Here is a 13,645-nt window from a genome sequence, read left to right as displayed (position 1 = left end):
TTAAGTGTTTTTTGTAGAAGAGATTAAGTAATTCATACAGGTGTACAAGGCTTTCTTATCACCAATCATGCCCCCTTTCGTGACGACAGGCATTCCATCTAAGTAGCCGTCAATGAAGCTTCCAAACGCTGCTAATGGCATAATCTCATCATGTAACTCGATGCCATGGGCGCGGGTAATGGACCCTACGGAAGCGGTTACATCTCCGCCGCTAAGGTAGCAGCCTTTAAAGACATCTCGATTCTTTTCTAACACTCGGCGGCTGATGGCACCTAAACCGTCTGTGATTCGTTTGGCAAGACCGCCTTCTGTTGTGTCTTCTTTTACAGCCATCGACGACAGGTCTAGAATATTATGACCGGGATGGTAGGTTGTAATGAGGAGAATATCTGTGTGCTGTAATGTATCCTCCGCTTCCTGCACGACTCGGTTAACCTCGTGACTCCACTTTTCTGTAAATGTTGCAAGGTTCGCAGGGTTGACATAGATTGGTTTGACCTTCGTTTTTTGCGTGAAGTAATCAATCTGCAGCCCAGTTTGGGAAGTAACACTTCCGATTGTGATTAAATACTTTTGGCTTTTTTGTGCATGATCCACTTTTCTATTCGCATAAGCCGCTGTAAAAGGTCCAGGGTCGACGGAGAGAACAGGCGTCTGAATATTATTCACAACATCAGCAATCAAATCGATGTGTTCATCTGTAACTGCATCGATACAAATGATTTTAAAATGTTGTTTTACACGATTGATTTCTTGTTCTAGTTTTTCCTGACCCTCTAGAACGACATCAAGACCTAGTGTAGTAATGGGAAGATCTGTTTGAAGATGGATCATTTCTTCTACTTTGGAAGTTGTTAACGGACGTATCGGATCAGTGGCGACATCAGTTTGCTGAAGAGGTACATTGTCGACGAGAAGAAATCCGCCTATCGTTGTTCGTCCAGAGTCAGGAAAAGAAGAAACGACAATGGCGATGGCATCTTCTTCTAAAAATTCAAGCATTGCTTCAATTTCAATGCCGATATTTCCTCTTAAGGTACTATCTATTCGTTTACTGTACATATTTGCCTGACCGATCTTTGAGCTTTCTTTTAGTGCGGCCATCACACGATTTCGTGCTTGGCTCGCTGTGACATAGCGACTGTCTGTATCTAAACAGAGCGCATCGTATCCAGATTCAGGCAACGGAAGGCCGTGTATGACCGTTGCGGTTTTAAATCCTTTTTTGGTCAATTTCACGCCTGTTGCATTTGCACCTGTTAAATCATCACAGAGCACAACGATATCCATTTACATCCCTCCTTTGTATCAATACACATTCGTTATTTTTTCGAGTTGTTCCTTTGTGTGCTCATCGATTTGACTGTCGGTAATTATTCCATTCACTTCATCAAAATCACACACATGAGCAAAGGAGCGCTTATTAAACTTGCTGTGGTCAGCAACAATCCATTTCGAACGAGCGCTTTTGAGCATGAGTCTCTTTATATGAGATTTTTCTAAAGTGGGTGTAGAGATGCCTTCGGATAAATGTATCGCATTGGCTCCTATAAAAACGATGTCCACTTTGATTTGTCGTAATAATTCCTGAACGTGGGATCCAATAAACGCGCCCACATCTTTTTGGAGCTCGCCACCGGTGGAAATGACTTGACAGTCTGAATGGAGAAGCTCTATAGAGATTTTTGCATCATTGGTGACGATCAGCAGGTCATCTCGTGGTTTTAGAAGTTTAGCGATTTCAAGGTTTGTGGTGCCTGAATCCAATAAGATGCGAGCGTGTTCAGGAATCAACGCTACCGCTTTCTTGGCAATTTGTTCCTTCTCGGTTGTGTAACTGGAAAGCTTCGTGTAGTAGGGAACTTCCGGGGCTAGTGTTTCTGGAAGAACAGCTCCCCCGTGGGACCGTACCAGCTTACCTTCCTCTTCCAAGGAAGCAAGGTCACGACGGATGGTCATTGTGGATACGTTGTACTCTGAGGCCAGTTTTTCGATATAAATGGTTCCTGATGCTTGAAGTTGTTTCATGATGTGATGGCGTCGTTCTGCCTGGAGCATGTGCTTCATCCTTAACTATATGTTTTATTGTGTTAATAATATACTGAATAATCACGAATAGTCAACACGAACGAACATTGAAAGTTCATTTGTGTTATTTTGTTATGTCTTTAAAGGTTCTATTTCTGAATGGTAAGGTTGTTGAGGCTGTTTCTGAAAAAATCGTTTCCATAGTGATTTGGAATTTTAAGGAAGGGTGAGGCGGGTTTCTACTCTCTGGGAACATAAACCTTATGCGTCGTTTTTTCTTAGATGAGGCTGCCAAACAAGTTACAGTCTAAACGGCCAAAAGGAAGGACGAAAATGAGTCGGGAACATAGAGGGGAAGGGTATGTATTAATGTATTACTAGGGGAAGCGTGTTGGATAAAAAAGCTCCGAAACGCTCAGATCGAACGAAGGAGTCAGAGACTCTAGATCAAGGAGGAAGGCACTGAATCGGGGAAGAAACGACATGAATTTGAGAACGTCCTTTGTTTGAAACATTGGTGTAATGTATGCTATGTATCGGTTTACAGATTCATCATTTATCGCTTTAAATTATGAAAGGATCGTAATCGCTTAACGGGCGCGCGGTTGTCCCGATCGTGACCTGAACAACGCTGCTTTTACAAGTCAAGCTGATTTGATCGAGATTTCAAGCGCAATACGTACAGATGCAGAGAATGATTTGGGTCTGTGTGACGAGAAAGAAGCCTTTCAACGAGAACAAGCCAGCGTGTGCCCTTGTAATCATTTTCATAAAAGCTCACCGTTAAAGCGTAAGAAAAGCTTGCCTCCCGCCTTGTAATATGAAAAGATATAATCAACTGTTTAAATATGCAACAAATGAGGGTGGTACGTTGATTAAAGTTTTAGTCATTGCTCCGTATCAGGGGCTTGCAGAAGTCGTAAAAAACCTTCGTCATGAGGATGAAGATTTACAAATTGAAGTTAAGGTCGGCAACTTGGAGGAAGGGATCCAAATTGCGAAAGCGGCCGAGGCGGAAGGTTATGATCTCATCATCAGCCGTGGAGGGACGGCTAGTCAGGTTGAGGCTGAAATCAATATTCCGGTTGTGGATATCCATATCACCGGCTATGATATGCTTCGGGTTTTTGCGCTTCTCAAAGGGCTAAATGGACAAGCGGCGTTGGTTGGGTTTCCGAACATTTCTCGCGGAGCGGCGACGATCTGCAGTATTCTTGATATGAATGTACGGTCGGTCACCATCAGTAGCAGGGAAGAAGTCACGAAGCTGCTTCCTGATTTGAAAAAAGAAGGATTTTCTGTGGTCATTGGTGATGTTGTGACGGTTCGTCAAGCCGAGCAGATGGGGTTGCAAGGCATCTTGATTACGTCGGGAAAAGAAGCGGTGTTGCAATCGTTTGAAGAGGCAAAGCGTTTGTATCATTCAAACCAAAAGATGCAGGCTCAGACGGCGGTCTACGCCGATATGATCGAAAGGTTTCCACAAGCGGTGGTGACGGTGAACGAAGCGGGTGAAGTGATTCAAAAGAATCAGCTTTTTCGCGATCAGTTCACCTCCTCCATCGTCGAAGCGCCTGATTTGCAAGCACTTTTGAAGCAAATTCTCACACAACGACAGGGGATTTGGCGGTCCGTTACTTTGCAGAAAAGGAGTTATCATGCTTATGGCTATCCAACGAGTGAAGATAAATCTTTTGTGACGGTTCTGCTGCAACCACAATCTCTCGGAGCTGCGCAAGGAGTAAAGGTGCGGAACCACGTCTCTCATATCCCGATTTCTGGACGCAGCCGAATCGCGGAGGACATGAGAAAACAGCTCAAGCAGTACGCGAATCTGGAAGAGGCGATTTGGATCGAAGGTGAGGTGGGCACAGGCCGGATGATGTTTGCTTGTAATCTCCATTTTGAAACGTTTGGCCAACAGGCTCCACTGATCTCTTTTGACTGTTCCGTTGTCAGTATGAAAGATGTGAGCGGCTATATTTCAAGCAAAAATCAGCTATTGCCGGAGAAAGCGACGATTGTCTTTCAGCACGTCCACTTGATAAAGGACGACGAACAGAGTGCTCTGAAGTCGCTGGTAGAGGAGCTGACTGCGAAGTATACCGTCATTTTGCTTTCGGATGGTAGTGTCCGGACCAGAATGAAGGAAGGTCGTTTTGATCAGGCGCTCTTCTACAGTTTGCCGGCGGTTACGATCCAGATTCCGCCACTACGCGAACGGATCGAGGATATTCAGGATCTCGCGCAAGCGTTCATCGCTCGGAATCATATGAATTATGGCTATGAGGCCATCGGATTAAGGCCCGAAGCTTTGGAACCGTTGCTCGACTATGATTGGCCAGGAAATATTTCGCAGTTGAAGCAGGCGATTGACAAATTGATGATTGCCAACAACCAATCTTATATAGAAAAGTCGGACGTGGAAACGATGATGAGTGACGTGACGAAAGAAACGACGATGACCATGCATAATGCGCTCCCTCTTGAGGGTACCTTAAAGGATATGGAGAGAGCGATCATCGAGAAGGTCATGGAACAAGAAAATCATAACCAATCGAAGGCAGCGAAACGATTGGGAATGAACCGGACGACCCTATGGCGCAAGCTCAACTCTTGAGTTTGCGTTTTTTTGTTGCAAAATTAAACGGAAATTTTATGAGGGTTCCTAACTTGTTCACAAGCTAGAGAATTAAGCGCTTGATGGTGCGGAAATACGGTAATCAATCACTATGCTCTACTTGATTTAAACAAAACTTTGTATTTTTGTGTTGCATTTTAAAATCATTCACATTATGATATATCATGTAAACGCTTATATTGCACAATTGATTGTTTGCTTTTGCAACAATTGTGTTAGGATGAGGAGGAAGGAAGATGAAAATCAAAGCAGGTTTGGAAAGGATTCCTGGTGGGATGATGGTCGTGCCGCTTTTATTAGCGGCGGTTTTGAATACGTTTGCTCCAGATTTGTTGCGAATCGGTAACTTCACAGAGGCACTGTTCGTGGATGGAGCCAGTACATTGATTGCTTTGTTCCTATTGTGTACAGGGGCGCAGATCAATTTCAAAACAGCAGGAGTCAGTTTAGGGAAAGGCGCGACGTTACTTACGGTAAAATGGATCGTAGGGGCGATATTCGGGCTTTTGGCGTACATGCTCGCAGGAGAAAATGGGCTATGGATGGGTCTTGCACCGATTGCGATCATCGCAGCGATGACGAACAGTAACGGTGGGCTTTACATTGCGATTGTTGGGCAGTACGGAAGCAAAACTGACCGTGCGGCGTATTCACTGCTTGCCTTGAACGATGGACCATTTTTTACGATGGTCGCACTCTCTATTTTCGGAGCAATGGGTTTTGTGGATGGATTATTCTCCATTACGTCTTTTATCGCTGTCTTGCTTCCGATTGCTGTCGGAATGGTGCTCGGAAACTTGGATGGCGATATGAGGAAGTTTTTAGATCAGGGAAGCTCCATGTTGATTCCGTTCTTCGCGTTTGCCCTCGGGATGGGCATCGACTTTGGAAGTATTATCGAAGGTGGATTATCAGGAATCGTCCTTGGTGTAGCGACAACATTGATTACAGGTACAGCTGGTTACTTGGTATTTAAAGCCTTTAAGTGGAATCCTATTGCAGGGGCAGCCGAAGGCTCTACTGCGGGGAATGCCGTAGCAACACCTGCAGCGATTGCGGCAGCGAATGCCGGTTTTGCAAGTACTGTTGACCTGGCTACAGTCCAAGTAGCTGCATCGACGGTGACGACCGCTGTGCTATTGCCGATTTTTGTCGGGTTCCTTGTCAAGCGTCTGGAGAAAAAAGGTGTCCGGGTGCCGGAGGATTACGCTGAAGACGACGGGAATCAAGCAAGTGCATAGAAAGTTTTCATAAGAAGTGGGGTTTGACTGATGAGTTTTCGGTTTGGAATGATTGCAGACGATTTGACCGGGGCGAATGACAGTGGCATCCAGCTTAAAGAGAAAGGGCTGGAAACTTCGGTCTACTTCGAAATCCCCGAACCTGGTAAACAGTTAGATGAGGCGATTGTGTTAGATACAGATTCACGTGCACGAGATAAAGAAAATGCGTACCATGCAACAAAAACAGCTGCATTGTTTTTAAAGGAAAATGGCTATCAACATATATATAAGAAAATGGATTCTACATTGCGAGGGTATATCGGAACAGAGCTGATGGCGTTGGATGACGTGTTCGAACCGACATTTATCGTCGTGGCACCGGCTTACCCCCCGTATGGTAGGACGACAAAGAACGGTGTTCATTTGCTGAACGGCGTGCCTGTATCAGAAACAGAACTTGCAAATGACCCGAAGCATCCTGTCAAACAAGCTCACCTTCCAACGTTGATTGAATCAGAGACAGGGAAAAATACGGCTTTAATTTCAGGACTATTGGAAGGGACGCCTGATGATTGGATGCTGGCATTAAATGAATTTAAACAGAAAGAAATCAAGTATTTGATTAGTGATGCAGCGACGATTGAAGACTTGCGTCATATGGCGGATATGATCCATCAGTTTAGCTCGGATGTTATTTGGTCCGGCTCGGCGGGGTTGGCTGAAGTGCTGCCAGGTGTTCTGAACGTCGAAAAACAGCGGAGCGACAGGGCTGTGCATCTAGCTTCAAGTGCTGTGATGACTGTGTGTGGGAGTCTTTCGCAAACCACACAGCAACAAGTTCGGTATGCCGCACAACAAGAGGGTGTCGCGACGATTGACATCGATACGGAACTCATGTTTTTGGGAGATTGGGATAAGCAAGCGGAGACTTATTATGAGGCGAGTGTCGCGGCCATCCGCGCCGGGAAAGATGTTGTGCTTTATGTCCCTTCTACCAGTGAGATGCGTGAAAAAGTGAGCCGCCGTGCTGAAAAGCTCGGGATGACGCCACTGGACATTGGCAAGCGGATCAGTACTGCTCTCGGTGCCTTGACGAATCAGATTGTGGCGACTTGTCCTGAGTTAAATGCGCTCGTTTTGACGGGTGGAGATACGGCCAAAGATGTGGCCAAAAGCTTAGGAGCGACAGGCTTTAGCTTGAACCACCAGCTGGAAGCAGGTATTCCTCTAGGAGATTTAATCGGTATCGATCGGAAAATCAAAGTTGTCACCAAAGCTGGTGCGTTTGGCACAGAATCATCGATCTACAGAGCGATGCAGACATTGAAAGGAGAGAGCCAGCATGAGTAACAAACCAATCATCGGGATTACTATGGGTGATGCGGCCGGCGTAGGTCCGGAAATTATCGTCAAAGCACTTTGTCGTGACGAAGTGTCGGAGCAGGCGGTTCCGCTCGTCATCGGCGACATAAAACGGTTGAAGCAGGCCGCTGACATCCTAGGAGCAGATGTATCCTTTAAAGCGATCGGTCCAGACGAGTCCTTTAGCCCGCCGACATCCAATGAAGTGTTGTGCGTTGATTTGAATCTTGTACCTGAATCCCTGCCGTTCGGTGAAGTGTCGGCAGAGGCAGGACATGCCGCTTTTGAATATTTGCGAACAGCAATTGAACTGGCGAACGATCGAAAAATTGATGCAATTTGTACCGCGCCCCTGAACAAAGAAGCGTTGCATAAAGGCGGGCACAAGTATCCAGGTCATACAGAGATTCTCGCTGAACTGACGGGTACGAGTAATTTCGCCATGATGCTGTCTTCTCCTAAACTCAAGGTCATCCATGTGACGACACACATCGGTCTGCGCGATGCGATTGATCGGATCGAACCAACTCGAGTGTATGATGTCGTGAGAATGGCGCACGAAACCTTGAGCCTCTCCGGTATAAAGCAGCCGAAGATCGCCGTTTGTGGCATTAATCCGCATGCTGGGGAAAACGGGCTGTTCGGCTATGGGGAAGAAGAGGAAAAAGTCATTCCGGGTGTGGAGCGTGCACAGCAGGAAGGGATAGATGTCGTCGGTCCTCTTCCGGCCGATACGTTGTTCTTCCGGGCCGTCCGTGGCGATTTTGATATCGTCGTCGCAATGTATCACGATCAAGGTCATGGACCTATCAAAGTGCTAGGGCTGGAAGCGGGCGTGAACATAACAGTCGGCCTGCCAATCATCCGAACAAGTGTCGATCACGGAACAGCCTTCGATATTGCAGGAAAAGGGATCGCTGATGAAGCAAGTATGCTTGAGGCGATGATGCAGGCGATTGAGCTTGCGCCGCAAAAAGCAGAGTAATCCTCATTGTATCGCTTAAAATCCAATAAAACAAAAGAGGATGGCACCGAAGGTCTCGGCGACTTTATGGGTGTCATCTTCTTTTTCAGTGAGCAAGGTATTGAGAATTATAAATGAACAAGGTATTTAGAAAATAAATTTGGTGAACTTTTAAATCAATATTTAACCCTTTGTAGCTCCGCCAAGACTAAATCCTTTTGACATGTATCGTTGTGATAGATAATATAAAATTACAACCGGCGCTGAATATAATACTGAAAATGCTGCAAGCTCACCGTAATTGACTAATCCATAATTTCCAAAGAATTGAAAAATGGTTACAGATGCAGGCATTTTCTCAGGTGATTGAATTAGAATATATGGTACAAAAAAGTTTCCCCAGCTTCCCGTGTACGTAAAAATTAAAACCGTGAATGTCCCTGGAAGCATTAAAGGTGCTACAATCCTTCTAATCCCACCCCATATGGAAGCCCCATCAACCCAAGCAGATTCTTCGAGTTCAAGTGGAACGGAATCCATAAAGTTTTTCATCATCCATATAGCGTAAGGCAGAGAAGTACCTGCTGTAAAAAGCATAACTGCCCATAACTTGTCCACGAAATTGAATATCAGAAACATTTGAAACACGGGTACAATAACCGCAGTCATCGGCAACGACGTAAGAAATAGTATTGTATACAAAAATGACTTTTTGTAGGATGGTTTGTACCTTGACAATGGATAAGCGGCTAGAATACTAACAAGCACTACTATTATAGATTGTCCTCCCGACAAGAATATCCCTATAAAAAAAGATCTAATAATAGATGAATCACTAAAGATACTCAAATAATTGTCGAAGGTAATTCTTTCAGGTGCCTTTAGCGCTTGAATTGCTGAACTATCAATCGACGCTACCAGCATCCATAACAGGGGCAAAACAAAAATAATCCCCAAACATACAAGTATGAAATGATGTATTATTTTTTCTGTTTTCCCAATTCTCATGATATTCTCCCCTTATATTTTCACCTTAAGAAATCGCATATAAAGTAAACTAAATAGAGCTCCTATAATTAAGATGACTAATGAAATCGCTGTTCCATAGCCTAGTTGGTAACTTACAAAAGCTTGCTTGTACATGTATACCGGTAAAGTCATCGTTCCGTTTCCAGGACCACCGCCAGTCATTGCATAGATTAAAGTAAATACGCCTAAAGTTTGTAATGTCACTAGCATCAAATTGGTAGTGATTGTCCCTTTAACAATAGGGATTGTTATGTTTCTAACAATTCTCCATCTGCTTGCACCGTCCATTACAGCTGCCTCTTCGACTTCTAATGGTATATCATCTAAAGCAGCCTGAAATGCCATCATAGAAAACGCTGTCCCGCGCCATATATTTGCCACTACAACACTGACCATAGGATACTCAAAGAGAAAAGCAATTGGATCAATGCCTGATAGAGTTGTAATAATGCTGTTCAGCGTTCCATTATCCCCTAAAAAGGCCACCCAACTAAATCCAACGACAATTTCAGGAGTAACCCATGCTGCAATTACAGTAATACCTATTGTTCTGCGAAAGGCAGCGTTTTTCCCTTTCATGAGGAATGCGATTAAAAAACCTAAAAGACATTGGCCAATAATAGCAGAAAATAAAACAAAAATGAGTGTTTTTGCAATACTGTTATACAATTCTGCATCATTAAACATTTGCATGAAATTATCAAAACCAACGAATTTAAGGTTCTGTGCCTGAGTCCCAGTGAGCGCTAGGTTGGTAAATGAAAATACTATCGTTAATAGCATTGGAGTAAGAAAGAATATTAATAGCAATATCAGTGCTGGGGATAAAAAAATGATGATTTGATATTATCCGATATTTTCTTCTTACCTGAAAAATTAGGTGTAACTTCCATTTCATTTCCTCCAGTTTGTAATTGATATTGAAAAAGAGGAATAAATGTTCTTATTCCTCATCAACATCTAATAAACGTTTTCTTCTCCTACAATTTCTGTTACTTTTGCTTTATAATTAGCAGCTGCTTTTTCAGGTGACATCGTTTTGCTGGCAACAGCTTCTACCGCATTTTGAATTTCAATTGAAACGTTTGGATATAAATCATTCTTAGGTCTAAAATATGCATTTTCCAATGCTTTTGTAGCAGGTTCAATTAATGGACGTTCTAAATAATCACTGCTTTTTGCTGAATCTGATCTAACCGTTAATGTACCCCCAATTAGCGCTCGCTTTGTTTGTAATTCTTCCGTGCTCAATGCCTTTATCACTTTCCATGCGACATCATGGTTTGTTGACTTCTCAGGGATAGACCACCCCCAACCACCGGCCATCGTAACAGTACCTGGATCTTCTCCATCCTTTGTAGGGAAAGGAACGAAGCCGATTGTTGCTTCAATATTTTCCAGTGGAGACGCTCCACCCTCCATATAATTTGCAATGTTCCAGTTTCCGTCCAGCACCATTCCTACACCACCATTTGGCAATAAATCTTGAGTCATGACAGAACTATAATTTGCATTTAGAGCAATCGAAAGAGATGGTCCTAAGTCACGCTTATTCATAATTTCATCAACAAAAACTAATGCGTCGGTAATTCCCTGTCCATTGACATTCCATTTTTCACTCTCGCCATCATATAAAGTTTCCCCTGTGCCGTAGAGCAGCATTTCAAATGTTTGCATCGAAACGGCTTCTCCATTTGCTTTTGCAACATTCATTGCAAAAGGCACGACATCATCATTCGATTCCTTTATAGCTTCAGCTGCGGCATATATATCTTCCCAGCTCTTAGGCTGCCAATCTTTTGGCAGTCCGGCCGTTTCAAAAACTTCTTTGTTATACCAAATACCACGAGAATCCGTTGTCGTCGGTATACCGTAAATAGTGCCGTCATTTCCTGTGGTTCCTGATTTTATATTTTCTATAAATTGATCCCATTCATCCCATGAGTCTACGTACTCATCCAACGGTTTCAAATAACCAGCATTCGCATCTGCACTTAGTATAAATGTGTCTTCAGATACAATGTCTGGGGCTGTTTCAGCAGACTGCATCGTTAAAGCAACCTTGGAAAAATAATCGCCCTCACTAGCAACAATTGGTGAAAGAACAATATCAATATCATCATTCTCTGCTTCAAAGTCAGCTGCAAATCCCTCCAGATATCTTTTTAGATTGTCCTGATCACCGGTGCCCCTCCAAGTTATTTTAATTTCCGTTTTGCCGCTTTTTGACCCTGTATCACCATTCGTATTATCTGCATCTGAACATGCGCTTAGCACCAATATTGCAGATAATAAAAGAATGACTAATAGATTCCTTTTTAGCATCTGTACCATTCCTTCCTAAATTATTTTGAATAAGAAAATAGGTGAAGATTAAAGTTATTTCTCTAGAAAAACTATGAAGCTCACCGCCTTTCCACATATCTGGCAACCGTGTTAACAAGAGCTGTTTACTTTCACGCCTTGAATTGTAGCGCTTACATTTCAAGTGTGAAATATCACTTTTTTGTCATCATATTGATTATTTGATATACACGTACTTTTCTGTATATAATTCTTCATTTTGTATATGCATTATGCTATATTGTTTTGTAAGCGCCATCATTTATTTTAGGGAGAAGATGTATCAAGGATGAAAAAAGAATTCTTAGACGAACTTTCTATATTTTTTTCTCCATTATTTTGTTGTACACTTTAATGATTATTGTTATTGTTACGCTTTTTAATTTTAATCATTTCTCCCAGCAAAATGATTATAAAAATCAAGTTTTTTTAGATGCAGCCAGCCGTGCGACTGATGCAAAAATTAGCAGTGTAGCCCGTTATGCTTCTGCTATTTCAAAACAGTCAAGCGTTCAAGATTATATTAGTAATATAAATAACTCATTATTCTATTTCCCAGATATTTATGATGATCTCGTAAATAGTTTGTATTTAACAGATGATTTAAACATTAATGTAGGCATTACAAAGGTGACAGATAACTACGTAGTTTCCGAAGAGGGCTATTTTGCTTTACCGGATTATTTTAATCATATCGGTATTAGTGAAGACGTCATTCCAGTTTCACGTTTTTTTGAGGAAGATAAACATAATAGTTTTTATTTACTCGAAGACGACTTTTCGCATAATCAAAACTACACTATGTTTATCAGCAAAACCTATTATCACAAGGTTGATAAATACTTATATATTTTTATAAGCATCCCGAATGAGAAATTATTTCCACAGGAACTCGCAAACATTGATGGTACGTTTTATTTAGAAACTTATACACCATCAATAGCGGAAACTTCGGGGATTAAAAAAGTAACACAAAGTGAAAGTTTTGAAAATATTACGATAAAAAATACACATGACAATAAAACGCTATATCATATTCCTTCTTCAGTAGTAAATTTGCAATATTCCTACTTAATTGAGGACACTAAATTTATTCAATTTGGACCAACTTTTTTACCAATCTTTTTATTTATTGCTTTTTGTCTTTTTTTACTTGGAGGAATGATCCTGTATTTTGCGACGAAAAAAAGTTACAACCCTATTCAGGATATACTAAATGCATTAAATAAAAGCATGCCTTTAGCTTTTACAAACACTCCTAAAGCTAACCATTTTAGTGAACTAGATTTTATTATTGAAAATATTGATGGAATACAACACCAAAAGAAAGCACTGGAGGATAGATTTAATCAGTCATTGTCTGTATTAAGGCATGAATTTATTTCTTCTGTTTTATATGGCACGATAAATAAGGATGAAATTGCCCACAAATTAACTGAGCTTCGTATGGAGAGCTTTACACAAGGCGGGCTAATAGCAATTGTGTCGATTGAAAACCCAGACAAAGTAGCAGAAAATATTTCTAACAATGTATCATTGCGTAATCAAACGATGGATTTAATTCGCACATTTAACGATGAGCTGACATTTATTCAAATCCCGATTGATTACAAAGGAATTTGTATTATTTTTCCATCGAAAGAAGGGAATAAAATCAATGATCTATTAAAACAAATGACTTCTTTTATTCAAAGCGAATTATCAATTGAACTAAACTTTTCTCTATCTGACCCAGTAGAAAGCATTTATAATTTTAATACTGCTTTTATTGACGTGATTGAGTTAACGCTAAAGAAATATACATATGTTAATTCATTAGAAACTTTCCCGGCCAGAGAGCTATTAATCAATGATGATAGCTACTCTTATTCATTAGATGATGAACGCTTTCTGATAAATGCCGTCATCAGTAATGATATTGAATTAGCAAAAAATCGATCGTCAATGTTCTAGATACAAATTTAATTTATTTAGAATTAGATACAATTAATACAATTAAATTCAAATATATCCTGTTAAATACAGTAAAACGCATTTTAAATCAATATGACAGGT

Annotated in this window: 10 protein-coding genes; 5 read left to right on the top strand and 5 right to left on the bottom strand. The window is 41.6% G+C overall.

Going from position 1 to position 13,645, the window contains the following annotated elements:
- Together G4V62_RS09380 and G4V62_RS09375 are read right to left on the bottom strand one after the other, a co-directional pair.
- A complete protein-coding gene (locus G4V62_RS09380) occupies positions 1–1,290 on the bottom strand; it encodes a four-carbon acid sugar kinase family protein (protein WP_165201506.1) in 1,290 nt (429 codons plus the stop codon).
- 18 nt (positions 1,291–1,308) lie between these two features.
- On the bottom strand, positions 1,309–2,058 hold the full coding sequence (locus tag G4V62_RS09375) for a DeoR/GlpR family DNA-binding transcription regulator (RefSeq protein ID WP_165201504.1): 750 nt from the start codon (positions 2,056–2,058) through the stop codon (positions 1,309–1,311).
- Positions 2,059–2,899: 841 nt separating this feature from the next.
- On the opposite strand from G4V62_RS09375, the gene G4V62_RS09370 reads away from it, so the two are divergent.
- The 4 genes from G4V62_RS09370 to pdxA all read left to right on the top strand — a co-directional run bounded on the left by G4V62_RS09370 (position 2,900) and on the right by pdxA (position 8,239).
- Positions 2,900–4,648 (top strand): sigma-54-dependent transcriptional regulator, encoded by a 1,749-nt coding sequence (locus G4V62_RS09370; protein ID WP_165201502.1) that lies wholly within the window; start codon positions 2,900–2,902, stop codon positions 4,646–4,648.
- A gap of 257 nt (positions 4,649–4,905) precedes the next feature.
- Complete coding sequence (locus tag G4V62_RS09365; RefSeq protein ID WP_165201500.1) at positions 4,906–5,910, top strand: 2-keto-3-deoxygluconate permease; 1,005 nt, start codon at positions 4,906–4,908, stop codon at positions 5,908–5,910.
- A 30-nt stretch (positions 5,911–5,940) separates the two neighbouring features.
- On the top strand, positions 5,941–7,242 hold the full coding sequence (locus tag G4V62_RS09360; protein ID WP_165201498.1) for a four-carbon acid sugar kinase family protein: 1,302 nt from the start codon (positions 5,941–5,943) through the stop codon (positions 7,240–7,242).
- Entirely contained in the window at positions 7,235–8,239 is a 1,005-nt protein-coding gene (gene pdxA, locus G4V62_RS09355) for a 4-hydroxythreonine-4-phosphate dehydrogenase PdxA (RefSeq protein ID WP_165201496.1), read from the top strand. The genes G4V62_RS09360 and pdxA overlap by 8 nt, the downstream gene beginning before the upstream one ends.
- 162 nt (positions 8,240–8,401) lie before the next feature.
- On the opposite strand, the gene G4V62_RS09350 is transcribed toward pdxA, so the two are convergent.
- The 3 genes from G4V62_RS09350 to G4V62_RS09340 form a co-directional block, all read right to left on the bottom strand.
- Complete coding sequence (locus G4V62_RS09350) at positions 8,402–9,226, bottom strand: carbohydrate ABC transporter permease (RefSeq protein ID WP_165201494.1); 825 nt, start codon at positions 9,224–9,226, stop codon at positions 8,402–8,404.
- Positions 9,227–9,238: 12 nt separating this feature from the next.
- Entirely contained in the window at positions 9,239–10,087 is an 849-nt protein-coding gene (locus G4V62_RS09345; protein ID WP_376768305.1) for a carbohydrate ABC transporter permease, read from the bottom strand.
- A 120-nt stretch (positions 10,088–10,207) separates the two neighbouring features.
- On the bottom strand, positions 10,208–11,572 hold the full coding sequence (locus tag G4V62_RS09340) for an extracellular solute-binding protein (protein WP_246218359.1): 1,365 nt from the start codon (positions 11,570–11,572) through the stop codon (positions 10,208–10,210).
- Between the two features lie 372 nt (positions 11,573–11,944).
- On the opposite strand from G4V62_RS09340, the gene G4V62_RS09335 reads away from it, so the two are divergent.
- Positions 11,945–13,543: a hypothetical protein gene (locus tag G4V62_RS09335; RefSeq protein WP_165201490.1), complete on the top strand. Its 1,599-nt coding sequence runs from the start codon at positions 11,945–11,947 to the stop codon at positions 13,541–13,543.
- The last annotated feature ends 102 nt before the right edge of the window (positions 13,544–13,645 follow it).

This window comes from Litoribacterium kuwaitense, assembly GCF_011058155.1.
Lineage (GTDB): Bacteria > Bacillota > Bacilli > Bacillales > DSM-28697 > Litoribacterium > Litoribacterium kuwaitense.
The sequence above is the reverse complement of the archived record's forward strand: the minus strand, read 5'-3'. Positions and strand labels throughout refer to the sequence as shown.